Annotated in this window: 21 protein-coding genes and 3 pseudogenes; 19 read left to right on the top strand and 5 right to left on the bottom strand. The window is 55.7% G+C overall.

Going from position 1 to position 25,764, the window contains the following annotated elements:
- The first annotated feature begins 812 nt into the window (after positions 1-812).
- Positions 813-1,151, top strand: a complete 339-nt coding sequence (locus tag GOB93_RS18670; protein WP_173584946.1) for a transposase — start codon at positions 813-815, stop codon at positions 1,149-1,151.
- A gap of 76 nt (positions 1,152-1,227) precedes the next feature.
- Here GOB93_RS18670 and GOB93_RS22400 read toward each other — a convergent pair.
- Positions 1,228-1,495, bottom strand: a pseudogene (locus GOB93_RS22400) (IS481 family transposase); the annotation flags it as partial.
- A gap of 205 nt (positions 1,496-1,700) precedes the next feature.
- On the opposite strand from GOB93_RS22400, the gene GOB93_RS18665 reads away from it, so the two are divergent.
- Both GOB93_RS18665 and GOB93_RS18660 read left to right on the top strand, forming a co-directional pair.
- Positions 1,701-1,886, top strand: coding sequence for a hypothetical protein (locus GOB93_RS18665; protein WP_173584945.1), 186 nt, complete (start codon positions 1,701-1,703; stop codon positions 1,884-1,886).
- Positions 1,887-2,304: 418 nt separating this feature from the next.
- Positions 2,305-2,568, top strand: coding sequence for a hypothetical protein (locus tag GOB93_RS18660; protein WP_173584944.1), 264 nt, complete (start codon positions 2,305-2,307; stop codon positions 2,566-2,568).
- Between the two features lie 56 nt (positions 2,569-2,624).
- On the opposite strand, the gene GOB93_RS18655 is transcribed toward GOB93_RS18660, so the two are convergent.
- The 3 genes from GOB93_RS18655 to GOB93_RS21220 all read right to left on the bottom strand — a co-directional run bounded on the left by GOB93_RS18655 (position 2,625) and on the right by GOB93_RS21220 (position 4,065).
- Positions 2,625-2,768, bottom strand: coding sequence for a hypothetical protein (locus GOB93_RS18655; protein ID WP_173584943.1), 144 nt, complete (start codon positions 2,766-2,768; stop codon positions 2,625-2,627).
- 81 nt (positions 2,769-2,849) lie between these two features.
- Entirely contained in the window at positions 2,850-3,239 is a 390-nt protein-coding gene (locus GOB93_RS18650) for a hypothetical protein (protein ID WP_173584942.1), read from the bottom strand.
- 451 nt (positions 3,240-3,690) lie between these two features.
- Entirely contained in the window at positions 3,691-4,065 is a 375-nt protein-coding gene (locus GOB93_RS21220) for a transposase (RefSeq protein WP_338422416.1), read from the bottom strand.
- Between the two features lie 317 nt (positions 4,066-4,382).
- On the opposite strand from GOB93_RS21220, the gene GOB93_RS18640 reads away from it, so the two are divergent.
- The 9 genes and pseudogenes from GOB93_RS18640 (at position 4,383) to GOB93_RS18600 (ending at position 12,887) form a co-directional block, all read left to right on the top strand.
- A complete protein-coding gene (locus GOB93_RS18640; protein ID WP_173584941.1) occupies positions 4,383-6,545 on the top strand; it encodes an alpha-ketoacid dehydrogenase subunit alpha/beta in 2,163 nt (720 codons plus the stop codon).
- 54 nt (positions 6,546-6,599) lie between these two features.
- Positions 6,600-7,340 (top strand): SDR family NAD(P)-dependent oxidoreductase, encoded by a 741-nt coding sequence (locus GOB93_RS18635; RefSeq protein WP_173584940.1) that lies wholly within the window; start codon positions 6,600-6,602, stop codon positions 7,338-7,340.
- A gap of 23 nt (positions 7,341-7,363) precedes the next feature.
- Positions 7,364-8,587, top strand: coding sequence for a 2-oxo acid dehydrogenase subunit E2 (locus tag GOB93_RS18630; RefSeq protein WP_173584939.1), 1,224 nt, complete (start codon positions 7,364-7,366; stop codon positions 8,585-8,587).
- 77 nt (positions 8,588-8,664) lie between these two features.
- Positions 8,665-9,612: a cyclase family protein gene (locus GOB93_RS18625; RefSeq protein ID WP_242010911.1), complete on the top strand. Its 948-nt coding sequence runs from the start codon at positions 8,665-8,667 to the stop codon at positions 9,610-9,612.
- Between the two features lie 29 nt (positions 9,613-9,641).
- Positions 9,642-10,406: an SDR family NAD(P)-dependent oxidoreductase gene (locus GOB93_RS18620; protein ID WP_173584937.1), complete on the top strand. Its 765-nt coding sequence runs from the start codon at positions 9,642-9,644 to the stop codon at positions 10,404-10,406.
- Between the two features lie 45 nt (positions 10,407-10,451).
- Positions 10,452-10,733: a hypothetical protein gene (locus tag GOB93_RS18615; protein ID WP_173584936.1), complete on the top strand. Its 282-nt coding sequence runs from the start codon at positions 10,452-10,454 to the stop codon at positions 10,731-10,733.
- Positions 10,730-11,401, top strand: a complete 672-nt coding sequence (locus GOB93_RS18610) for a GntR family transcriptional regulator (protein ID WP_194300126.1) — start codon at positions 10,730-10,732, stop codon at positions 11,399-11,401. Before GOB93_RS18615 ends, GOB93_RS18610 begins: the two co-directional genes overlap by 4 nt.
- A 46-nt stretch (positions 11,402-11,447) precedes the next feature.
- Positions 11,448-11,972 (top strand): VOC family protein, encoded by a 525-nt coding sequence (locus GOB93_RS18605; protein WP_173584935.1) that lies wholly within the window; start codon positions 11,448-11,450, stop codon positions 11,970-11,972.
- Positions 11,973-12,156: 184 nt separating this feature from the next.
- Positions 12,157-12,887: pseudogene (locus GOB93_RS18600) on the top strand (IS5 family transposase).
- 139 nt (positions 12,888-13,026) lie between these two features.
- On the opposite strand, the gene GOB93_RS18595 reads toward GOB93_RS18600, so the two are convergent.
- Positions 13,027-13,983 (bottom strand): alpha/beta hydrolase, encoded by a 957-nt coding sequence (locus GOB93_RS18595; protein ID WP_173584934.1) that lies wholly within the window; start codon positions 13,981-13,983, stop codon positions 13,027-13,029.
- Positions 13,984-14,527: 544 nt separating this feature from the next.
- Here GOB93_RS18595 and GOB93_RS21720 point away from each other — a divergent pair.
- The 7 genes and pseudogenes from GOB93_RS21720 to GOB93_RS18565 form a co-directional block, all read left to right on the top strand.
- A pseudogene (locus tag GOB93_RS21720) lies at positions 14,528-14,744 on the top strand (IS5/IS1182 family transposase); the annotation flags it as partial.
- A gap of 552 nt (positions 14,745-15,296) precedes the next feature.
- The gene (locus GOB93_RS18590; protein WP_173584933.1) at positions 15,297-17,402 is read left to right on the top strand and encodes a glycosyltransferase family 2 protein; all 2,106 of its coding nucleotides are present in this window, start codon (positions 15,297-15,299) and stop codon (positions 17,400-17,402) included.
- Between the two features lie 85 nt (positions 17,403-17,487).
- Entirely contained in the window at positions 17,488-18,102 is a 615-nt protein-coding gene (locus GOB93_RS18585; RefSeq protein WP_173584932.1) for a D-sedoheptulose 7-phosphate isomerase, read from the top strand.
- Entirely contained in the window at positions 18,099-19,319 is a 1,221-nt protein-coding gene (locus tag GOB93_RS18580; protein ID WP_173584931.1) for an HAD-IIIA family hydrolase, read from the top strand. The genes GOB93_RS18585 and GOB93_RS18580 overlap by 4 nt, the downstream gene beginning before the upstream one ends.
- A 2-nt stretch (positions 19,320-19,321) precedes the next feature.
- Positions 19,322-20,398, top strand: a complete 1,077-nt coding sequence (locus GOB93_RS18575; RefSeq protein WP_198912728.1) for a GHMP family kinase ATP-binding protein — start codon at positions 19,322-19,324, stop codon at positions 20,396-20,398.
- Positions 20,386-24,084, top strand: a complete 3,699-nt coding sequence (locus GOB93_RS18570; RefSeq protein WP_173584930.1) for a glycosyltransferase — start codon at positions 20,386-20,388, stop codon at positions 24,082-24,084. Before GOB93_RS18575 ends, GOB93_RS18570 begins: the two co-directional genes overlap by 13 nt.
- Before the next feature lie 550 nt (positions 24,085-24,634).
- Positions 24,635-25,147 carry a hypothetical protein gene (locus tag GOB93_RS18565; RefSeq protein WP_173584929.1) on the top strand — a complete coding sequence of 171 codons (513 nt, stop codon included), beginning with the start codon at positions 24,635-24,637 and terminating at the stop codon, positions 25,145-25,147.
- Positions 25,148-25,764: the final 617 nt, after the last annotated feature.

The following is a 25,764-nucleotide window of genomic DNA, read 5'->3' as shown; positions in this document are numbered from 1 at the left end:
ACTTGAACTCTGCCGCATACCGTTTCCGCGTAACCTTGCCCATAAAACCCGTCCTCGTTCAGGCCAGATGATAGCTTATCGCCCTGTCCGAAAAATGGGGACCACCTCTAATAGATGGAACCATAGAACCGGCATGGGCCATCAGGATTATACTGGGTTAAGGCCAGCGCATGTCGCTCAAGAACAGGGCGTTACATTCGAAATCGTCAGACCGCATCAGGTTTAAGTAGGGTTTTGTGCCGCAACAGTACCGCTGGATCGTGGAGGGAGAGATCGTTCGCGTGCACAACATGGTGCAGAAGGCTCGTAAGGATTATGAACGATGTGACTCAATTCTCGCTGCAATGTACATCATCGCTTTCGCAGGCTTCACCTCAGAGATACTGCTCAGTAGCTTACCCAAAGTACATAACACGCTCTGATATTAAAATAATCTGGAATCCAGCAACACGAAAAAGAATCGTTAAGCTTGATGCGAAACCCGGAAGTAAAAACATAATAGCCGTGTGATTTTTGGAACGTTGTCAATACCCGTTTTCAAGCTCCGGCCTTTATGGCAAAACTGAACTGAAAGCTTTTTACGGTTGGAGCGAAATTTATGGATGAGCATTATGATTTCGTTTTTCGATATGAGGGAGGAAAGTGGACTGCGGAAGATGGTGAAGTCTTTTCTGCAGACGAAGTTATGGACTTGGAAAGGAGGTTCTCTGTCAAATTGATTATTCCTGATAAGAAAACACATCACAATGAATAAGCATGATTCTTAGGGCCTGTTAGGCCGTGAATGACAGAACGGACTGCCTGGCTGTTTTATGATGAGCATGATGCAGTCGGTCTTTTCTGATGAGGCCTGGTCTGTCTGGAAGACGCTGATCGAGGAAGTCCGTCCGAACGGCAGGACCCCGCCGAGGAACCTTCGGCGGACGATATCCGCGATTTTCTGGCGTCATCAGAACGGTGCGAAATGGCGTACCTTGCCACCTGAGTTGGGCCCATGGTGGATTGCAGCACAGTTATTCATTCGATGGTCGAAGCTCGGTGTATGGCAATGCATCTTTGACAAAGTCAAAGATGGGGATCAGGCCCAGGGCATGATCTTTCTTGATGGCACGACAATCCCGTGCCCATCACAAGGCGGCCGGAGCGGCTAAAAAAGGGGGCTCAGAGAACGCCGAAAGGATCATGACGCTCGTGGCCGCTCACGTGGAGGATTTGGCACCAGGGTCTGCGTAGCTGCGGACAGTCATGGCAGCCGCAATGCAAGCGCCTGACGGCTGCCCTTCTGATCGTGCGGGTTATCGGTTCAGTCTGCCCATTGGTCCACGGGTGGCTGGCCTTTGTCAGGCGATGGCCGTCCCGCTGGACATGCAGATCATGTCGAAACGCATGGAGCGTAATCACGATGTGCCCCTGTTACGGGGCCGCCCGGCGAACTGGATGGCATGTCGGTCAGGATGGTATGGACCCGATAAGGGATGACGCAAAGAACCCGATCGGATAGCGCCCGAAGCGCTGCGTTTCCGGCCTGTTGCCTCCAGAGATCCGGTAACGGCCAGATCCCGTTCCGTTGAAATCAGCGATACAGGGCCCGGCTATGCCAGCGTGAGAGCGTGCTGTCCTGTCCGGTTTAACCAGGGCAACCATTCCTTGCCGCGGGTCGTTCGCTTTACAGGCCGACTGACCGGCCCGGGAATTTTATCATGAAAAATCTGCTTATGAGTCTGGCCGCAACGGCGGCGCTCTCCGCCTGCGCGTTGCCAAAAGAAGATGGCGGTGGTTCCGCTCAGCCGCCTTCCGGTGCGGGTATGGGATCGCAGCCGGGAATGCCGACCTCAGGCCTCAGCGGCTCTGCCCAGGGCGGAGGAATGGCTACACCCGATCAGTAGTGTTTCATGCCTGACGCTGCGTCTGCTTACAGCGCCGGCACTCTGCTCATTCCGGTTCTCCACAGAGAACAGCGATAATATAAAGATCGCACCGTAAAAAGCACTGACCCTGAGTGTAGAGATGCAGCAGGAGCGCGGGTGGATTGGCTGTGTTCAGATCTGCGCCACCTGTTGGTTCAGTCGCGCTTCCAATATTACAATCTGTTTCAGAGACACGGCGCCGGATTTCAATTTTAGATTTTTCCTTTGGATTAACTGGCCAATCTGGAAATGACGATCTGGTTAATTTGCTCGATGCCGTCATGCAACCGGTGACGCGCTGCATGGTTTGATATGCGCGCGGACCATCTGTTCGGGCATTTACGTGATCAGCAGAAAATCCATTTTTTAAAAATCAATACAGATCGGGAGAAGCGCTGTGCCGGAAGGAAAAGATTTCGCGTTTCAGGCCTATGTGAAGAAGCCTGCGGCAGAAGGTAAGATCTATATCGGTCCTGACAGAATCGGTCCTGACAGACTGGTTTTCTGTCGATCCCGCCAGGAGGCGGAACTGCGCTTCGAGCAGGTAAGGCAGGGGCTCACCAATGCTGTTGGAGCCCATGTTTTCGCATTTGGGCGTGGATCGGGCCAGTGGGACACGTGTCACGTGATCCGGGAATTCGGTGACATAGTTGGTCTGTAGAGCGCTTTTTGTATCGTAAGCGGCGGCAATGTCTGTTCCTCAATAATCTCCCGACCTTAGTTGCAGGTCTGCAGGACGGCTCTGGCGCCCGTATGATCGCCGGTCTGGTTTGGCAGATCTGTCGGGCAGCCGCTGTGCTCAATCCCGTTACATGCTGAGAGCAGAACGGTCAGCGCCGCAAACAGAAGTCCCGTTTTCATTACTCAGTTCTTTCGTTTTGCTCTGTCAGCCATGGGGCAGTCGCATTCCGCGCTGTTCTCTGGGATAAACCCAGCCGCCGGTCAGAAGACGTCCTTGATGATGTCATCGCCGATTCCGAAGCCGGCGCCGGCGGCTACGGCCTGCCCGAAACCGGAATTCAGCAGATTACCGAAGAATCCGCCTGACTGCGCCGGCTGAGGAGGCGACTGCTGGATAGTGGCCGGGACAGGCCGGGCCGCTTCGCTGGCAGCCGCCGTATGCAGAGCCTGCAGAAGCGCCGTCACCTGCTGCTGCTCAGCCTGAAAGGATAAGGCGATTTCCCGCAGATCCAGCCACCATTCCCGGGCCTGTGAATCGCCTGAATTTGCCGCTGCCTGCAGCTTGCTGCCCAGCGTCTGAAGTGCCTGAACAGACTGCTGAGCCTGGCTTTGTAACTGCGTATAGGTCTGGTCGATGGCCTGGACGTCCATTGTGCGCCTTCTGTGTCGTGAATAAACCTGAAACAGCATAGGCCGGACGGGATTTCGTTGCCAGGCTCCGGCACTCGTTCCTTGAGGCAGGAGATGACGCTTGCGACAACATCAGTGGTGGGCATGACGTATGAGCAGACCCGTTATGTGGTGTTGCGACGCGTCACTGGTCTTTGAGCTTTGCGGATATGATTTCGATCAGATGACGCGTTTTATAACGGTGCCAGTTGTAAGGCGGCTTTGACTTCTGGTTTTTCTTCAGAGAGATACCGGCCGTGATGTTCCGGTCCGCGAGGTCGACCTGAGCCGGTTACTGTCATAGTCCCGGTCATTGATGACTTCTGATGTTTCAGTCTGAAGCTCCGCCAGAAAAATCTCTGCTCCTTTTAAGTCGCTGATCTGACCAGCTATCCGATGAAGAAGGGCAGGGCGACCTTCGCCATTACACGCGTCACGGAGCTTTGAGTTCAGACCGCCTTTTGTGCTTCCGATATGGCGGGGAAAAGCCCTTTTCTGAGCAGCGAGGCCGCTGTGCGGTGTGTCTGAGGTGTGTTGCATCGATCATCAGACGCTTCGACCGGCCAGTCTGCTTTGTCAGAGCGGTAAAAACGCGGCCGAAAACGCCAGGACGGTTCCAGCGAATGAAACGGTTGTATAAAGTCCTGTGAGGGCCACAGGCTTTCGGGGCATCTTTCCACCGCAGCCCGTTGCGGATTACATAAACGATCCCGCTCAGGACACGCCGGTCATCCACGCGCGGGACCCCATGAGCCCATGGGAAAAACGGCCTGAACAGCTCCCTCTGGCGCTCAGACAGCAAAAACACGTCACTCACTGGCCCACCTGCCGTCGGTAAGCCTCTGAATTACAGCGTTTCGCTCAACTCAATGAATTAACAGGTCCCCGTCCTGGAAAGCCAACAAAACAGAAAACGATCATCAACCGGCGGCCATATCTCTGCCATTGCGACGGCATGTCCCGATTTCGGGATATAGACAATTCATCAATGTATCCAATTATCATCATTATAACATAAATGTGAGCAGATATTTGACGTATTGAGGTTAAATGTATCCAATCTAGTGCTATCACGGAACATCGTTCATCAGGCATCGTGGTTCGGTGCCTTTCAGGAGAGGCGTGATGCAGAGCATTCTGCTGGAGCCCAAAGCACCGTGGACCGAAATCCGGTCCACCCAGGAAGATTGGGACAGGATTGCGCCGGACACCCTCGATACGATGCTTGTCCGGCTCGCGCTCATCCGGGCGTTTGAGGAAGCCGTTCTCGATCTTGCAGGAAATGGACTCGTTCATGGGCCAGCACATTCGTCCATCGGTCAGGAGGGTGGAGCAGTCGGCAGCATTTTCCCGCTGCGGCCTGGCGATCAGGTCAATGGCTCCCACCGGGGACATCATCAGTTTCTGGCAAAGGCGCTCGGTTACATAGCGGAATCCCGCCCCCTGACCACCAGCACGCCTTTCGATGATACGATCCGTACCACACTATACGGTGCACTTGCTGAAATCATGGGCCTGAAGGACGGTTTTTGTCTGGGTCGCGGAGGCTCGATGCATCTGCGATGGGCGGATGCCGGCGTCACGGGAACAAATGCTATTGTCGGTGGCGGGGTGCCGCTGGCCGCCGGCTCTGCCTGGGCCGACCGTCATGCAGGAACGAATAATGTCTCCGTCACCTGCTTCGGCGACGGCGCCGTCAACATCGGTTCGGTGCTGGAGACCATGAATCTTGCGGCAGCATGGAAGCTTCCGCTTATCTTCTTCATTGAAAACAATTTGTACGCCGTTTCAACCCGTGTGGATGAAGTCACGGCTGAGCCGCGTCTTTCGTCACGTGGCCTCTCTTTCGGCATTCCATCCTGGCGCGTCGACGGCATGGATCCTGTTGCCACGCTGATGGCGATGGAAGAAGCGCTGGCCGTCGCACGCGACGGGCACGGCCCGGCCATCATCGAGGCGACGGTTTATCGCTATTTCCATCAGAATGGAAAACTTCCCGGAAGCGCGTTCGGTTATCGGGACAAGCAGGAAGAGGCTACATGGCGGGAGCGTGACCCGATCGCACTGGTCAGTCGTGAAATGGTCCGCCGTAATCTGGCAACGGAGGAACTGGTCGTCGAAGTCCAGGCACGATGCCGCTTGGTCATGGAGGAGATTGCAGCCGAACTGACGGCGATGGAAGGTAACCGCCGCGTAGTGCGGGCGGATCTCTGGCCCGCACCCTCTTTCCGGGACGTCGGGATTCGCAGTGATCTGGACGAAATCGCTGGCGTTGCCCGTATGGCGCAGACTGACAGCGGGCAAGGATCACCGAGGAAATTCGTCGATATCATAGCCGATGTGCTGGATCGCCGCATGCAGCAGGATTCCCGTATCATCGTAATGGGAGAGGACGTCCATCGACTCAAAGGCGGGACAAACGGGGCAACGCGCGATCTGTCGAGTCATTTCCCCGACCGTGTTCTTGGTACGCCGATCAGCGAGAACGCTTTCATGGGCCTTGCCGGCGGAATCGCCATGGATGGGCGGTTCAGGCCGATCGTTGAATTCATGTATCCCGATTTCATGTGGGTGGCGGCAGATCAGGTCTTCAATCAGGTCGGCAAGGCACGCCACATGTTCGGCGGCTCGATCGACGTGCCGCTCGTGCTGCGCACCAAAGTAGCCATGGGAACAGGATACGGATCGCAGCATTCAATGGATCCGGCAGGTATTTTCGCGACCGCACCGGGCTGGCGTATCGTTGCCCCCTCCTGCCCCGCCGACTACGCCGGTCTGATGAACGCTGCGCTTGCGATCAACGATCCGGTTCTGGTGATCGAACATGTAGACCTCTACCAGCAAACCTTCCCTACGCCCGATGATCTGGACAGCATCATTCCGCCCGGATCCGCCGCGTTGAGGCGATCGGGCAGCAAAGTGACAGTCATCACCTATCTCGCCATGGTCAGGCCAGTACTAGATATCGTCGATGAACTGGGCGGCGACGTGGATGTGATCGATCTGCGCTGGCTGGATCGCGCCAGTCTGGACTGGGAGACGATTGAAGCCAGTATTCGCAAAACTAACCGGGTTTTGCTGGTTGAGCAGGGCGTGCGCGGTACGTCTTATGGCGGTTGGCTGGCCGATGAAATCCAGCGTCGCCTGTTCGATTGGCTGGACAGCCCCGTCATGCGAGTAACCGGCGGCGAGGCATCTCCCAGCATCTCGAAGGTTCTCGAACGTGCCGCCTGCGCCAGCCGCGAGGATATCGGTGCGGCGTTAAACGGTCTCCTCGAACTGGCCTGATACCCGGACGGCTCCTGGAGCGCGTAAGTTTTTCCTTCTCCGAAAGGCAAGAAAATGCAGTCTTTCAAAGGACGCACCCTGCTTCTCACCGGCGCGACAGGCGGAATTGGCCGGGAAATCGCCGCACTCTTTTTCGCAAGGGAAACGAATCTTGTACTGGCTGACCTTGATGAAGGCGCAGTGCAGGAAATGGCGCGGGCGCTTGATCCACAAGGCATCCGTGTCGTCGCCACGCGCTATGACGCGGGGACGGAAAGAGATGCGGCCGCTATCGTCGATGTCGCGGTCAGGCATTTCGGCGGCATCGACTTTCTGGTGCCAGGTGCCGGAATTTATCCCGAATCCTCTCTGGGCGAGACGAGCACCACCAACTGGCGGAAAGTCATCAGCATCAATCTCGATAGTGTCTTTTATCTTTGCCGGGCGGCTCTTCCTGCTTTCCGTGATCACAGCGCGCTCGTGACACTTACCTCCGTCGCGGCCCATCGCGGGAGCCGGAATCATGCGCATTATTCGGCGTCGAAAGGCGCGGTCCTGAGCCTGACGCGGTCCCTGGCCCTGGAATTCGGAGCACGCACCCGCGCCAATGCCGTCTCTCCTGGCATTATCGATACCAGGATGACCCATGATCTGAGGGGCCAGAATGGAGACGCCCTGATCGCTCAGACCCCTCTGAAACGCTTTGGCCATCCGTGTGAAGTCGCATCGGTTGTGGCGTTTCTGTGCAGCGACGATGCCAGCTTCGTCAACGGCGAGGTCATCCATGTCAATGGTGGTCTGTATATCGCCGGCTGATCACGCCAGAGAGGGGATTTTCCATGGCCGTCAATATACGCATGCCCAGTCCTTCTCCGTCTCCCGGCCCGGCGACACTGGCGCGGTGGTTCAGGACGGAAGGTGACCGGGTCATGACCGGCGACGTTCTGGCGGAGATCGAGGTCGAAGCACCTGCCGACGGCATTCTGGCTCGCGTTCTCGTCCGAGACGGCACGCCGGATGTAGAGACCGACCGGATTATCGGCATCCTCGTCAGTCCGGGGGAAGATATCTCCGATACGGGCGGCGCCGATACCGCAGCCGTCAATGCCGTCACTGGAGAAAAGGCTGCCAAAATCCTCTTTCCGGAAAAACGGGACACTCCGCCCGAGCCTTCTGTCTTGGGCGCGGAGAGCCATCGCCGTATTTTTGTATCGCCCGTCGCGCGTCGTCTGGCCCGGTCGCGGGGGCTCGACTTATCGCAGATTGTGGGCAGCGGCCCCGGCGGACGTATTTTGCGACGCGACGTGGAGAGTGCGGCTCTCCCGGCGGCGCTGCCAAAGGTACCGGAGCACAGTGACGAAAATGAGGTTCGTCGCATTCCGCTGTCGGCGATGCGGCTCTCGATCGGGCAGCGCCTTACAGTGGCGAAGCGGACAGTCCCGCACTTCTATGTCTCCGTGCAGATCGATGTGGACGGTCTGCTGAACCTGCGGAAGGACATTAACGAAGCCATCTCAGAAGAGGAATCGACAGATGTCTGCCATCCTTCGGTCAGTGACATGCTGATCCGTGCGGCAGCGCTGACGTTGAAAGCCATCCCTGAGATGAATGTCTGCTGGGGTGAAGAAAGCATCCTTCTCTACCGGCAGAGTGATATCGCCGTTGCAGTTTCGGTGTCCGACGAACTGCTGACGCCGGTCATTCGCGATGCAGGTGGCAAGTCCCTCACCGCGATAAGCCATGAGAGCCGGGTGCTAATCGCCAGCGCACGCGACGGCAAGCTGCGTTCTGAGGAGACTAAAGGCGGCTGCTTCACACTATTCAATGCCGACATGTTTGGTGTGGAGTCCATGGCGGCCATTATTAATCCACCTCACGCCGCGATCCTGGCCGTAGGAGCAATCACGCGCCGGCCTGTCGTCCGGCAGAACCAGGTCGCTATCGCTTCGGTCATGACCTGCACCCTTTCCGCCGACCATCGCGTCATCGATGGCGCTTTGGCGGCACAATGGCTCGATACATTCAGAAAAATAATCGAGCAGCCCATCAGGATAATGATCTGAACGACATTTTAAACTGCCCGCAAAAAGTAAAATAAATAGGGAAATCCATTATGCCCAGGAAGAAATTACAATGTTATATGCCTGATCTCGGGCGTCTGCTCGAACAGCTCCCAAAAAACTGGGGAAGATGGGGCGAAAATGACGAAGTCGGCTCGCTGAACTTTCTGACGGCGGAAGAGGTTCTGCGCGGTGTCGCCTCCGTGCGCCAGGGCCGGCCTTTTACGCTCGGCGTCCGCATCGCGGCTCCCGAGGGCGATCCGATCTGGCCCGGACGCGCGACGGCGCAACGCGTCAATGTTATGGATCGCGGTCATTTCATGTGCGGCAAGGCCGAGCCGCTCTCGGGCGGCGGCGAATGGGCCGACGACATGGTCGTGATGTATCTGCAGGGGTCGAGCCAGTACGACGCGCTTGGCCATGTCTGGTATGATGACCAGCTCTATAATGGCTACCCCGCGACGACGACCGTCGGCGCGATGACGAAAGCCAGCGTTCTTCCAATCGCTGAGCGGGGCGTGGTGGGGCGAGGCATCCTGATTGATATGGCCCGGTTTCGTGGCAAGGAATGCCTGGACCGGGGTGAGACGTTCACCCACGACGACCTGGAAGCGGCAGCTGTAAAACAGGGTGTCAGCATCACGAAGCATGACATTCTGCTGATCCGCACTGGCTGGATCGGAAAATTTTATCGAACGCCAAAGGAAGAATTCTATAAGGATTTCCTCGAACCTGGCCTGACATACAGTCCTGACCTTGTTCGCTGGTTCCACGAAAAGGAAATTCCTAATCTCGTAACCGACACGATCGCCAACGAAGTCACGGTAGATCCGCAAAGCGGCGTTACGCTGCCGCTGCATTGCGCTCTGATGCGCAATCTGGGCGTGACGTTTACCGAGATCATTGCCCTGGATGCGCTGGCGGCAGATTGCGCCGCCGATGGACAATGGACCTTTCTCTACGTCGCTGCACCACTGAAAGTGGTCGGCGGCTCCGGCGCGCCGGTCAACCCCGTCGCGATAAAATAAATAAAAGAGCCTGGAAAAGGACATCCGTCATGAAAATTCTGTCTGGCCGCAAGGCCCTAGTCACGGGCGCAGGATCGGGCATCGGTCGGGAAAGCGCGCTGGCCCTGGCCGGTGCGGGAGCGCTGGTGCTGGTCAACGATGTCTCTGAAACCGCCGCCCATGGCACCTGCACCGCCATCGCTGAGGCTGGCGGCAAGGCACATTCCTATATCGCCTCTGTCGCGGACCCCGATGCAGTTCGCCTCCTGTTTGAGCAGTTCGATGCTGAGGGCAACGCTCCGGATATTCTTGTCAACAATGCGGGCGTCAGCGGAAACGCACCTACACTAGAACTGACTGATGCCAACTGGATGCGTGTCATAGGCATCAATCTCAACGGTCCCTTTTATTGCAGCCGGGAGGCCGGTCTTCGCATGCGCGCCGCGGGTGGTGGTGCCATCGTCAATATTGGTTCGATTTATTCGGTCGTGGCAGCGCCGCAGCGCCTTTCATATTGCACGACGAAGGCCGCGATCGGGATGATGACAAAATGCCTCGCACTGGAATGGGCGGAGTTCGGCATTCGCGTCAACTGCGTGGCGCCCGGCTATGTCGACAGCGCCCTGACCCGGGAACTGGCCGCAACCGGACGCCTCGATCTCGCCGCTGTGGAACGTCGTATCCCGCAACATCGACTTGGGCAGGCGAGCGAAATAGCCGACGCTGTGCTGTACCTCTGTGAGCCGCGCAGCATGCATATCACCGGCCATATCCTGACCGTGGACGGAGGCTGGACGGCCAATGGCTATCTCTGACCCTCTCTGGAACTGGCTGCTCCTGCGAACTGAAAGTATGCCATCATGAACGAAACACAGGGAATTCCACGAACAAGATGGTGTATCGGATCGATACTCGCCCCTGGGGTGTTCATCAATTACTTTGATAGAATGGCACTTTCCGTCGCTTCTCCACAGGTGCAGGCGGAATACAGGCTCACGAGTGTCCAGTTCGGCCAGCTTTTCAGCGGATTCTTCTGGATCTATGCCTTCGTCCAGGGGCCGTCCGGCCGGCACCAAAACGACGGGAAACTGGTTCCCGCGCAACGACCGGCTGAAAACATTTCTTCATCGGATCGCTTATGATCGACGACGACATGTCTCACCAGCCCCTGGCCGCAACGGCCCGCCGGATCGCGGACGCGCTCCGCTACGATATTCTGGCAGGCACATTGGCACCCGGAACGCGTATAAGACAGGAGGATCTATCTGCGCATTTCGGAGCCAGCCGGATCCCGGTGCGCGAAGCTCTGAAGGCGCTGCAGAGCGAGGGCCTTCTCAGGCTCAAGGCCAATACGGGCGCCTGGGTCGCCAGTATGAACCAGGCTGAATGTCTGGAGATCTATAAAATCCGCGAGCGTATCGAGCCGCTTGCGTTAAGCGAGAGCATCCGCCTGATGCCGGAAAGTGCACTGGATATTCTGGAGAATCTCGCCCATCGGGTGGAGCAGGCGAAATCCATAGAAAATTTCATCCTTCTGGATAGGGAATTTCATCTGCGGAGTTACGCACATTCTTCTCTTCCGGAGCTGAACGCAATGATTGTACGGTACTGGAACACAACGCAGCAATACAGACGCGCATACATGCACAAGGTCGGCTTTAACCGTCGCCCGATCGTTGATTCCGAACACAGGCTTCTCGTGGATGCGATCCGCAGACGCGACGATTACAATGCCGAAAGGCTGCTCCAGGTTCATATACGCAGAACACGCCTGGAATTCGAGAAGAATGGACTATCCATGATTGACTGACCGATTTTCTCAGAACCTGTGGATAACAAAAAAGGGGTCAACAACCATGGCAGGACTACCAGGATTACGCGGCGTGGAACATATCGGTTTCACCGTTCCAGACATCGATGAAGCCACGCGGTTTTTTGTGGATATCATCGGTTGTGAGTATGTCTATTCCCTGGGGCCCTTCCAGTTTGAAGATGACTGGCTCCAGGTGCATCTCCATGTACCCGCTGGCACCGTGATGCGGGAACTCAGATTTTTTCGATGCCGCAACGGACCGAATTTCGAGATCTTTGAATATGCGCCGACCGGGCAGGGTCAACTGCCGCCATTGAACAGCGACGTGGGTGGCCATCACATGGCTTTTTACGTCGATGATTTCGACACCGCCCTCGCTTATCTGCGCCGCCATGGCGTTTCCCTTATGGGATCGCCGACATACCGGACGTCAGGTCCCAGCGCCGGGCAGACATGGATTTACTTTCTGACGCCGTGGGGCATGCAACTGGAACTCGTGAGTTTTCCAGGTGGAAAACTGTACGAGAAGACATCAGACGTTATACTGTGGAAACCAGATGAAAGTTGACCACGCCAACCTGAACCGGAGGTTTATATTCTTCTTTTGCACATTATATTACAAATAAAGATAAAACTACATTTTGAAAATAAATAATAATACCGAATGGTGGGTTAACTATCATCTCGCGCGCGGCACCAGCCGCAAATACCGCGATGTCTGAGACGAAAAATCCTCATGACCTGCAGGTTTTATGTATCATTTGCTGACGGATGAGCGGATGGTCCGTTTGCAGCCGTTCTTCGCAAAGAACCATGGCCATCCGCACGGGGGCGATCGTCGCGTGCTGAGGGGCATCATCTTTGTAAATCGCAATGACCTGCGCTGGCGTGCCGCGGGAATACGGTTCACACAGGACGCTGTAAAATCGCTGGAAACCATGGGTCTTTGCCCGGATGATGGAGGGCCTTTCCATCGGGAAGACGGAAGCTCAGACTATCATGACTGATGCGACTTACCTCAAAGCACACCGGACAGCTGCAGGCCTGGGAAGCAAAAAAGGATCCAGGGTGACTGATCGGACGGGCAAAAGACGGTACGAATACGAAGCTGCATGCCGTCACAGACCGGAATGGACGTCCGCTCAGTTTCTTGATGACAGCCGGTCAGATCAGCGATTATACGTGAGCGACTGCCTTGCCGGACAGCTTCCCAAGGCACAATGGACGCTGGCGGACCGGGGTTATGATGCCGACTGGTTCAGAGGTGCACTGGAAGAGAAAAGGATCAAACCCTGCATTCCGGGCTGGAAATCTTGGGAAGCCCATCAGATATGACCGACGGCGCTATAAGCGCCGCAATCGTATTGAGATCATGTTCGGCCGTCTGAAGGACTGGCGACGTGTTGCCACATGTTACGGCAGATGTCCGGCTGTCTTCTTCTCAGCCATCTGCATCGCCGTAACCGTCATCTTATGGCTATGAGTCCTGAGCCTAAGGCTGTACCGTGATAAATCAGGAATAAATGAACGAAGCGCTTTTGCGTGCCTTTTCCTTTTCAAAACATATGTTCTCCACTGAAATTTATTTCAGTGGAGAACATATGTTTTTTACGAACGGGTTTTCAGATCTCCAGGGTGCGTCTGATGACGTCGCAATAGGCTTCCATAAAGCGTTTTGAGAGGGCCGCGTCCGGAACAAACATATCGAAGACGTGATAGGCACCTGGGACAACGAAGACTTCGACAGAGACGCCAGCGGCCATCAGACGACTGGCATAGTCTAAGTCTTCACAGAGGAACAAATCCATAGAGCCGACGCCGATGAAAGCGGGCGGAAGCCCAGCGAGGTTTGTCGCGCGCCCTGCGGCAGCGTAGACCGGGGTTTTGTCACCGCCGGCTTCGTCTCCCAGATAGCATTGCCAGGCGTATTTGTTGGCTGAGCGGGTCCAGACATATTCACCGAAAGCCGGGGCAGGGTTATGTTTTGTTGCCGTCCGGTCATCGAGCATCGGGTAGATAAGGATCTGGCAGGCAAGTTTATATTCGCCACGATCTCGGACCATGAGGGCGAGGGCCGCGCTGAGGCCGCCGCCCGCGCTTTCTCCGGCGACGACGACTTTATCGCGGTTGATACCAAGACGGGCTGCGTTTTCGTTCATCCATTTGAGGACGGCATAACAGTCTTCGATGGCGCCAGGATATTTCACTTCCGGGGCGAGACGGTAATCGACCGAGAAGATGTGCATGCCGAGGCGGCTGGCGAGGATCTGACATTTCGGGTCGTCCACTTCCGGGTGGCCGGAGATGAGGCCGCCACCGTGAATATAGACCATGGCAGGCGCATTAGGGATGGCCTTGCGGGGACTGTAGACAAGGACGCGCACGTCCGGAGCCTTGTTGAGGCCGGGGATGTATTCTTCGCGTGTGTCGACATCCGGCAAAGGCCTGCCTTCCATCAGTCGGAGAGCGGTGAGGAAAATTTCGCGCACTTCCGGCAGTGAGCGATCCGAAAGACCATCGAAAGACGGCATCTTAGCCAGGACGGGCAGAAACTCCGGATTTACGATATTCTTTGGCATGATCCCAAAACTCCCTTTCCGGACCGACCCGTCACGGGTCTGTGATCCGTGGCGGGCATGATATTCGTGCCGGTAGGGAGTGTGGCTATGATCTAAGTTACCGTAGATATAGAATATATAAATATAAAACATTCATCAACACATTTGTAAATATAATATATATAATCTGATAACATAATATATCGAACAGCTATTATTTCGTTGGTGTTTGTTGCGGTTTATATATGGCTGTCTGATTATATATGTTTTATTTTAATAATTTGTATTAGTTTATTTTCCGGTTACTTGCTTTCACGGGTTAAGTGTCTTAATGGCCTGTCACTGATTGTGAAAACTGCTCTTGCTGCGCAACCGATGATGCGCCGTCATGTAATGCCCGCGAAAAACGCAGAGAGGTCCAGGTTTGCTGAGAAACCTGGACGCAAACATCCCGATGCGCTCTATCGCTATCATCAGGAATAGGTTGAACCTGGAAGGTTTGAAAAACCTGCTGGTTTGGGTAACCCTCAGTGCTTCCATTTCCTGTGTCTGGACGGGGGATGGAGTGAGAGAGCCCGGTTTCTTTGATGTAAAGGAGCGTCTGGCTCGCCTGAGTGGCCCTGACGATCAGATCGAAGTGTTTTCCCGGACTGTGGACTTTGAGGCGTACTGGTCTGTTTGGACAGGAGCAAAGGCAGATCTCAGCCATTAACGCGGTGCTGATATTCAGAATTCTGGTCATCCAGACACTGAATAATCTCTCCGATGAGCGGACCAAGTACCATCAGTGACCATAGTGACCGTCTGTCCTTCATCGCTTTTTCGGCCTCCGGAACCGCACAGCCCAGGCGATGTAACGCCACACCTCAAAGCGGTAGGGAGGATATTTCTATTCGGCGAAAGTGAGACGTTTTAATCCGGTGTTTGCATACTTGTCGCATAACATATCTTATGCCAACTGACGATCCATGCGATGAGAGGTATCATGTTCTGATGGTCGCTGTCGCAGCGCTTCCCAATGCCGAAGCATTCTCTAACGGACCCTGTGTCTCGACACTACTTCCACCATCGTCTGGTCGCCGTGGAGCAGCTCCTGAATACGGTTTTCGCGTAACTCTCCCGTAAAATTCGTTTTTTTTATGTCGGACCAAAAAATTAACCATATGTCCGAAAATCAGGGGCCAGCTTTCTGTCTGCAAAAAAAATCATGTCGCCAGACTAAGTAATAACAGGGGCGACAGAGTCCGGACCAATATACTGTTTGGCGGAAGCCCTAAAGATATTGTAGAAACGCTCTACGTCGAACAGAGATCGTCCGAGGCAGCACTGGTTTTATGTCGAAATTTGAGAATCACGTCAGCGACATTGTTAGACTGTTTCGTGCGGGTCTTGGTCGGAATCCCGAAGTCACCGCAGTCGATCATTTTCTCGAGTTGATCGCCGGTGGCGCGACCTTTCATGATCTCGCTCATGCAATTGCGGGGTCGCAGGAATTTCGTAACCTGCATGGCTCCAGTGATATTTGTAATCCTGCCTATGCCGCTTTCCTCTATCGGCACTGTTTAAATCGCGAGCCAGACCCGCTTGGCGAAGCCAATATCCTGCGTGCGCCGAACCGGGGTGCTGCTCTTGAGATCGTTGCCGGTTCGGAAGAGGCAAAAAAGGTCACGGACCTTCTAGAGGTCCTGTATCCGGACGGCGCATCGCCCTCCGATAACCTGGCTTACCGGCTGTGGTTGCGCCGCTACGGTATTTTGACGCACCGAAAGCGTCTGGCGATCAGTCTTTGGATCGACCGGGAAATGGCTGTTCGTCCGACTATTTCGTTATTCATGCTGGCTCCGGAAAACCGGGTCGATCTTCTTCTTGAAACGGTAGCTTCGCTCGAACAGCAGATTTATCCCGAGTGGACGCTGCAGATTGCATGCACCGACGATATTCCGGCAGGAGTCATCGACAGTATAGTGCAGGTTACCCGACGTGTGGCGGGTATTTCGATCGTCATGATGTCAGGCGCGTTGAGTTATGGTGAGAGATGGCAGCGACTTCTTGAAGTCTCTGACGGCGATTTCTGTGCGTTTCTCTACCCTGGTGATCGTCTTTCGCTGGAAGCTTTTTACAGCTTCGCAGCCGAAATTGTCGCAAACCCTGACTGCGATCTGATTTATTGTGATGAAGACAAGCTTGATGCGCGCGGTGAGCGCTCCTCGCCGCGCTTCAAGTCGGCGTGGAGTCGGGAGTTGTGTTACGCTGGAGACTTCATCGGACAGCTCGCGGTCTTCCGGCGCGAGCGCGCGTTGCTCGTCGGAGGCATTCGCCACGACAGTGGCGATCTGGCGCGGTATGATCTGATGTTGCGCTTGTGCGAAAATCTCGAAGCGGTTCGCATCCGGCACATCTCCAAGGTCCTGTATCATCGAAGCCGTCGTCCAGGGCGGGAAGAAGGTTTCCCAAAAACGCGCGCAACACTTCAGCACCCGTCGGTTCTTGGTACCGTCAGGCGCCATCTTGCCGAGACGCACCCTGAAATCAAGCTTGAGTCGGCCTATCTCGGAGGGGCGGTCTGGCCACATATCGTCTATCCGCTTCCTGAAAATCCGCCTTGTGTTTCGATCGTGATTCCAACGAAAGACAATGCCGACATGCTGGAAAGATGTGTCAGCGGTCTTCTGACGGAGACGTCCTACGTATCTATTGAGATTCTCATTGCCGATAATGGAAGTTGTAAGGTCGAGACTCTCGATACGCTTCGCCGACTTTCCCGCGATACGCGTGTGACGGTGTTTCGCATGCCCGGACCGTTCAATTGGTCCGCCATCAATAATGATCTGGCAACCAGAACACGTAGCAAACTACTCCTTTTCCTCAACGATGATGTTGAAATCATGGAGTCCGGATGGCTCGACGAGATGGTAAGGCAGGTCTTACAGCCCGGTGTTGGTGTCGTTGGGGCACGGCTGTTCTACCGCGACGGAAGCATCCAGCATGCCGGTATTGCGCTTACACCGCAGGGTGCGCGCCATATTCTCCGATCAGCAAGGGCGGAAGATTCTGGGTATATGGGCGTGATCGCGCTTGCCCGTGATCTTCTGGCGGTGACAGGCGCGTGCATGATGGTTCGTCGTGAAGCGTTCGATCAGGTGGAGGGTTTCGATGAAACATTCCCGCTCACTTGTAACGACGTTGATTTCTGCCTCCGTGCCCGACAGGCCGGATGGCGCGTTGTATGGACGCCGCATGCGTTTCTGATGCATGTGGACGGTGCAACGCGTGGTCCCGATCATTCTGCCTCGCAGATTTTGCAAAGTTGCGTTGATGATGGCCGATTGTTGGACCGATGGGCCCGGTTCAATAAGACTGATCCTTATATCAATGCGAATTTGATGGTCACAGATCATCATCTGTTGTTGAGGACGCCCGATGATACCTTAAAATCGTGAGACGAACTGTTGCTGCGAAACAGGCTGCTACGGACCTTTCCCGGAGTTCTCGCAGGGCTGCCGGCAACCCAAGAGAATTGCAAATATGTTGACGTCCATTCCTTACTCTCACGAAGCAAATCAGGCATTCGTGTCGAACTTTCTCGATCGTTCCGCCGAAACGATGAACGACTTTCGGAATGACAAGTTGTCATATGATACCATGCTGGCGATTGCCTCGCGCATCGGTGACGCGCTTTCCAGCGGTGGAAAGCTCCTTGTTGCTGGTAACGGTGGCAGCGCGGCGGACGCGCAACATATTGCAGGAGAATTCACGTCACGACTTATGTATGACCGGCGGCCGCTCGCCGCTGTGGCATTGACGACCGATAGTTCCACCATGACTGCCATTAGCAATGATTACGGCTATGATTATGTATTTTCCCGGCAGGTCGGAGCACTGGGGCGCCCCGGGGATGTATTTCTCGGTATCACTACTTCGGGACGTTCCCCGAACGTCCTGCGTGCGGTGGAGGAAGCGCAGCGTCTGAACCTTGCAACGGTTGTTCTCTGCGGCCGGGAGGGTGTACAGGCCGAGGCAGATTACATTCTGCGCGCACCGTCGTCATCGACGCCGCTCATCCAGCAGGTTCACATCGCCGCAGCACATATCGTTTGCGCTCTGGTCGAACGTCTTCTTTGCCCGCGACAGCCTTCGTGAGCGATGCAGCTCTCCGGCAATGCGCCATTCTTGTCGGCGGCTTGGGCACACGGCTCGGCTCGCTGACAGCAACAACACCCAAGCCCTTGGTGCGGTGCGGAGACCGGCCGTTTCTGGCGTGGCTGATGCGCGAAATGCAGCGCTTCGGTATCGAAGAGTTTGTTCTGCTTGCGGGACATCTGTCCGAAGAAATCGAACGTAAAGTCGCGGCGATTCAAGAGCATCTGCCCAAATCCACGCGGATAACTATCAGCGTTGAGCCAGTTCGCGCTGGTACGGGGGGCGCCCTTCATTATGCGCGCCACCTTCTGGATGAGCGGTTTTTGCTCTGCAACGGCGACTCTATATTTGCCTGCAATCTGACACGTCTCATAGGACGCGCGATTTCTGATCCCACGGGCGGAAACTGGGTTCTTCTTCGTGCGGTCGACGATCTGGACCGGTACGGCGCGGTTGAACTGGCGCGCGAAAGCAATCACGTCGTCGCGTTTCATCCGGTCGCGCAGCCTGGCCAGTCCGGGTTGATCAACAGCGGCGTCTACCTGCTTGACCATTCCGTGTTTAGTCATGTCTCGGAGACCTGCTCGCTTGAGGCGGATGTTCTGCCGCAGCTTGCCTCGCATGGTGGGCTGAAAGGCATGGTTCTGGAAGGATATTTTCGGGACATAGGGCTCCCCGGAGATCTGTCCGCGGCCGAACTCGAACTGCCAAGGCGGCTTCTCCGGCCGTCTGTTTTTCTCGATCGTGACGGAGTTATCAATGTCGATCAGGGATGGGTGGGCACCAGGGATCGGTTTATATGGACGCAAGGTGTTTTTGAGGCTCTCCGATGCCTGACGGATGACGGATTTCATGTGTTCATCGTCACGAACCAGTCGGGGATTGCCCGTGGTTTCTACACGGAAGAGGACCTGCAGGGCCTCATGGACTGGGCGATCCGCACCATTCGAATGCAGGGCGCAACAATCGACGACTGGCGCTATTGCCCCACACACCCTGAAGCCCCGCTTGCGCAGTATCGTGTAAAAAGTTCGCGGCGGAAACCAGGCACAGGCATGATCGACGAGCTCGTTCACGCATGGGAGGTCGATCCTGCGAAAGGTGTGCTCCTTGGGGATCAGACGACGGACATGGCAGCCGGACGGGCGGCGGGCCTTCGTGCAAGACGCATCGGACCACAGCTTCTTGCCGACGTCGTCCTGAACCGGAGCATGTGATAATGAGAATGGCAAAAGGGACCGTACAGGTTGTTCGCGGGCAGGGAACCACTATTCGCGCGCGCGTACCGCTGCGGCTTGGACTTGCAGGAGGAGGTACTGACCTTAGCCCGTATTGCGATGTATACGGCGGAGCGGTGCTCAACACAACGATCGACCGGTACGCGTATGCGTTCGTGTCTCCTTCGGAGAACGGGCAGATACATTGTGTCGCGACCGATATTGGAGTGAATGAGAGCTATGTGCCTGAAAGGATCGACGAAGTTCTTTCAGGGAAAGCGACGTTACGTATTCATGCGGGCGTCGTGGCAGGGATTTCGCGGCGTTTTCACATCGTGCCGGAAGCCTTGCGTATCGTCTCGTTTGTGGATGCACCGCCAGGGTCCGGTTTAGGCTCATCGTCTGCGCTGGTCGTGGCACTGGTGGAAGCTGTGGCGGCGTTTTTCCAGTTGCCGCTCGGTCCTTACGACATTGCACATCTGGCGTATGAGATCGAGCGGGTTGATCTCGATCTGGCTGGCGGCAAACAAGACCAGTATGCTGGAACATTCGGCGGAACGAATTTCATTGAATTCCTTGCGAATGACCGCGTTATCGTCAATCCGCTAAGGATTTCCGAACCGATACGTAACGAGGTCGAAACATCCCTCGTCATCGCATTTACCGGAATATCCCGCTCATCGGCTGATATTATCGCTCAGCAGCGCAGTGGACTTGTTGAGGCATCCGATACGGCGATCGAAAATATGCACAGGCTCAAGCAGGATGCACATGACATGAAGGATGCGCTGCTGCGTGGGGATATTCCCCACATGGCGCGCATTCTCAATCAGTCGTGGGAAGCCAAAAAGAACACTGCCAAGGGTATTTCCAACCCACATATCGAAACACTGCATAACCTCGCCCGCGCCGAAGGTGCGATTGGGGCTAAAGTGTCAGGCGCCGGTGGTGGCGGGTTCATGATGCTTATCGTTCCGCCCGAACGGCGCATGCAGGTGATTCAGTCGCTGAATGCTGCAGGAGCGGTTGCAAGTGGTGTTCATCTGGTAGCAGAAGGAGCCGAGACGTGGAGGACCTAGGTAGTCATACGGAAGCAGCCAGAAGCCATTCATCACTGGCCATGCAGAATATCGAAAAAGAGATGGCGTTGCCTCCGCATGTGCGTGCGCGCATCGTCGAGGAACTGTCGCGTGCGATGGCGCGTGCCGAAGCAGCTCAGCAGCATGCTCGTTTTCTCGAACGCGCCATCGAGATCACGCCTGATGAGACCCGTGATTTTGACTCCCTGGCGGCTGCCAATGATGAGTTGCATCGCCGGCTGTGCGAACTTCAGACGAAGCATGACGAAATCGCTGGTTCCGCAGCCTGGCGGGTCGGACGGCGGCTGCGCCACAGCGCGCAAAAGCAGCCGCGACTGGCGCGGATTTTGCGTCGATCCATCAAATTGCTCTACTGGATCGTGACATTCCGGCTGTGGTCCAATATTCGCAGGCGTCAGCGCACGCAGACGAGCATAGCGCTTCTCGAAAAATCGCCTCTTTTCGATGGGGCATGGTATTTGCGCCATTACGCTGATCTTTTATCGCCAGATACCGACCCCGTACGGCATTATTTATGGGTCGGTGCGGAGATGGGGCTCGATCCGCACCCGCTGTTCAGCAGCACATGGTACCGATCGAAGCTGACGGTCGAAACTGCTGTCAACCCGCTTATACACTATATCTCACGTCATGGACGTGGCACGCCAGACCCACATCCGCTTTTTGATACGGATTATTATCTTAAGCAGCGCCAGGGCCGGATTGCGCCCGGTATGACACCGCTTGAGGATTTTCTCGTCTCTGACAAAGCGGAGCGGGTGACACCCAATCCCGTTTTCACCGCCACGCTATATGCGGAAGAATATCTGGAGAGCTTTGATACACCGCCTAACGCATTGGTGCACTACGCGGCAGAAGGGGAGAAAGCCGGTTTCTGGCCGCACCCTCTGTTCGATCCCGTCTGGTACAGGCACGAGCACAGCGGAAGCGCCAGATGGGGCGCATTTGCGCACTATCTGCGCGAAGGCGGCCGAGAGGCCAAGGTTGCATGTTCGGAGCAGATGAAGCGGCTGGGAGCCGGACTCTCCCTGCCCTTCAGAGTTACTTTTCCCGAAGTGGCAGGGCCCGAAGTTTCAGTTATCGTGCCGATTTTTGGGCATGCCTATGATACATGGCGTTGCCTCGCCAGTGTCAGTCTCGCGACGCACGGTGTCACATTTGAAGTCATCGTCGCGGATGACAGGCCGAGCCGACCTGTCGCCCCGCTGCTGGACGTTAGCGGGACGACCATGATCATCAATAATGAAAATCAGGGATTTCTGGGAAATTGCAATTCCGCTGCCAGGAGAGCGCAAGGTCGCGAACTCGTTTTCCTGAACAACGATACGACGGTTGGGAAAAACTGGCTCGCGCCCATGATGGCCGTCATGAGGAGCGATTCCCGCGTCGGTATGGTCGGCTGTAAACTGCTTAACTCCGACGGTTCGGTACAGGAAGCGGGTGGCATTATCTACAGCACTGGCTGGGGGGATCCTTTTGGAAAGAATGATCTTCGACCTGAGCGTGGCCGCTACAATTATGTTCGCGATGTCGATGTCGTGACGGGTGCCTGCTTCCTTGTCCGTCGTGATGTGTTCGAGGCTCATGGAGGTTTTGATGGGCGGTTTGCGCCCGCCTTCTATGAAGAGTTCGATCTGGCGACCAGCATGCGTAACGCAGGATACCGTATCGTCTACCAGCCTGCGAGTGTCGTGTACCATTACGGAAGCGCATCATATGGTACTGAGGTGCGTGATCGGCAGACCCTCAAGAATCACGGAGTGTTCTGCAAAAAATGGGCGACATTACTGTCACGTCAGCCTGCTCCCGATGATCCGTCGTTTCTCGTGCGTGAACGCCCGAGCGCACGGGGTGTCATTCTTGTGATCGATGACAAGGTCCCCGAATACGATAAGCATGCCGGTGCTGTCACATTATTTCAGTATCTTGGGCTGTTGCGGGAAATGGGTCTGCGTGTGGTTTATGCGCCACATAACGGTCTTCCGCTGGAGCCTTACACGTCAGCGCTCCAGCAACGCGGGATTGAAGTTCTTTATAAGCCGGATACCCTCCATGACTGGCTGAAAGAGAACGGCACATTTATCGATTTCATTTGGACCGCGCGCCCGGATGTCACCCATCCGATCCTGCCGTGGCTCAAGCGTTATACCGGTGCCAAGATTCTGTATTACACGCATGACCTGCATTATTTGCGGGAGAGGCGTCGTTACGAGCTTGAAGGCAGTGTCTGGGCCCTCCAAGAATCGCAGCGGCTCAAACCCATCGAACTCGGAATTTTCCGGGAGGTTGATTGTGTCATGACGCCGAGCCGTGAGGAAGCCGGGGATATCCTCGCAGAGGTGCCAGAAGCGAACGTCGCCGTCATTCCGCCTTATCTATTCGGCGAAACCATGGTTTCAGACGCTGCTGAGGGTTTCGGCGATCGGAAAGATGTTCTTTTCATTGGTGGGTTTGATCACACCCCGAACGTCGACGCTGCGCTTTGGCTGGTCACGGAGATCATGCCCCTGATCTGGCGCGAAAAGCCGAACACGGTCTTGTGGATTGTCGGAAATGTTCCCCCGGAAAACGTGCGCGCGCTCGCGAGCGACAAGGTCCAGGTTACTGGTTTTGTGCCGGATCTTGATCCCTACCTGACACGCGCGCGTGTTTCGCTCAATCCCCTGCGTTATGGAGCTGGGGTCAAAGGCAAGATTGTGACATCGCTGCAGGCGGGCATTCCGGTCGTGACCACTCCTTGCGGTAACGAAGGCATACAGTTGCAGAACGGACGGGACGCACTGATCGGAGAGACTGCGGAGGAACTCGCTGCTGCGACATTGCGGCTTCTGAGTGATGTCGAGATGTGTGCCCGACTGATCCGTTCGGGAGCGGACGTGGTGCGGACTCGTTTCTCGAAGGAACTGGCGCGACGTGATCTGCGACAGCTATTCGGCGATGCACTATGTCCGGTGTGTGGTGCACGACCACGACAAACCAAGCGGCGTATGAGTCTCGAATGGCGTGAAGAAACGCATTGCATTGCCTGTGGGGCGCTGAACCGAAGTGCGGCGCTCGCGCAGGTACTGATTTCCCCGTGGAATCGCTACGGCATTAATATTCTGGAAGACGCGTTCGTCTATTTACGCGAAAATCGGATACACGAATTCGGCCATACCGGACCGATCGGACGTCGCCTTGGCGTGCTCGAAGGGTTTTCGTGCTCGGATTATTTCGATGACACGGAGAGAAACGGCGCTTCATCTGTAAATGGCGTGGCGCATGAGAATATTCAGGATCTGTCGTTTGCAAGCAACACGATGAACCTGATGTTCAGCCAGGATGTGATGGAACATGTCGCTGATCCCTGGCTCGGCTTCAGAGAAATATATCGCGTGCTAACAGCTGGCGGGCGCTATGTGTTCACCGCGCCCGCTAATCTCGCAATGCCGTCTACGATCGTCCGGGCAGTTCTTGAAGATGGGACTATCCGGCACGTAGAGACACCCCAGTATCATGGCGATCCGCGACGCGAAGAAGGTGCACTGGTGTTCACCGATTTCGGAGCAGATATTATCTCGCGCTTGCAGGAGATCGGTTTCATCGTGCGGATACACGAAGTCGGAATGCCTGAGGGGCGCGGCGAGACCGTGCGGGTCTTCGAGGCGATTAAACCACAGGACTAAAAAACTTCGTCAGAAGGCAGCCCGCTGCGGTGATATAGCCGCCTGGGGGCGGGGGCGTGAGGGACAGGGCGACTGCCTGACCGGTTATTGGCATACCCCTGCCTCCAATGAGTTCTTCTGCCTCGCCTGGCAGATCCGCCAGCAGAACGTCGACGCTTCTGAAGTCACCGGGCTCCCCGCCGTCAGATAAAGACAGGGAGGCCGGCCTGCGTCCTCGCACACAGCATGATGCTTTAAATTCAGACCGCCTTTTGTCCGCCCGATATGTCGGGATAAAGCCTCTTTTTGAACAGAGGGGCCGCTGTCGGGCGTGTCGTGAGGCGTGTGTTGCGTCGATCATAAGACGCCCTGAACGGCCAGCCTGCTCAGTCGCTGCCGCGAAAAGCCGGGCGAAAACACCCAGGTGCCACCAATGTCCCGCAGGCTCTTGTCATGATTTTAATATTTTCGTGTTCTGATCCGCATTTGTCTTAATATTCGCGTCGTTGCTCCTTAATATAGCGAGGTGTCACGTCGTGGAACTTTTGGGACTGTGTAACGGGAGCCCATCATGGCTGTGATTATTGTCTCGGAAGGCCGGATTACCTTTAAGGCAAATTATCACCCCGAACTGGCCATACAGGCCCGACGTTATGATGGACGCTTTGTAGGCAAGACCATCGGCTGGTCCTTTAAGCCCGAACATGTGGAGGCAGTCCGGAATATCTGCCGCACACTCTACGGCGTGGACGGCACGCCGGAAGCGTGGGCCAATCGCTGTGACGTGCAGATCGAAGTTAACGAGCAGGATCCACACTCGCCGCTCTGGCGCCGGTTCAATGCGGATATTTATGTCGGCGGCCGCCATGTGGCTGGTGTCTTCGGCCCGCGCCAGATTCTCCGGACAGGCAAGGGCGTGAAGTTCCTGCGCGGCGAGCCGCGCTGCGCCCTTCAGCACGGCGCCTATGAGATGGACGTGCCGTCCGGCACTCTGCTTGAAATCCGCAATTACCCACGCGCGGCGCTCGACTTTCTTGCCGGGTGCCTCGAAGGGCATGGCTCTTGGACGCTGGCGCAAGGCTAAGGGCGTTATTTGGCCGGTGCAGGAGGGCATGGATGACTACTACGCGTAGACCGTATCCGTCCGATATCAGCGACCACTAGTGGTCGCTGATTATTCCGTATCCTCTTCTGATGAAGGACGACGCAAAGTAGGATTATGTAGCCAAAGGCGTCCGATCCACCAAGCCTAGCTTGTAACGCCGAAGCTGTTTGCCTCAGATATCGCTCCGATAGAGCGGTTCACTTTAATGTGGTTCATGGCCTGCTGCAGTGCAGAAACCGGCGCAGTCGCTGCGGGTAAAGGTGGAGAGCATGGCCCCGACAGCGCCCCTAATGAACGTGCCGACCCGCCTGTAGCGCCCGCTTCCGGAATAGGCGCCCGAAGAGCATCACTAAATGCCCACCCCATTACCGCCGTCATCAACGGAAACGGTGAATCGCAACTCAGCTCCAGTATCACTCAGGCAATTCAACGTTTAATGGAACCGTTCCAGGTATTCTCAGACGAGGCACTTTGTACAGTGCTGCTAGAGGTGGTCCCCATTTTTCGGACAGGGCGATAAGCTATCATCTGGCCTGAACGAGGACGGGTTTTATGGGCAAGGTTACGCGGAAACGGTATGCGGCAGAGTTCAAGTC

It is taken from the genome of Acetobacter musti, assembly GCF_011516835.1.
GTDB lineage: Bacteria > Pseudomonadota > Alphaproteobacteria > Acetobacterales > Acetobacteraceae > Acetobacter > Acetobacter musti.
Note: the sequence above shows the minus strand (reverse complement) of the source record. Positions and strands in the feature narration are given on the sequence as shown.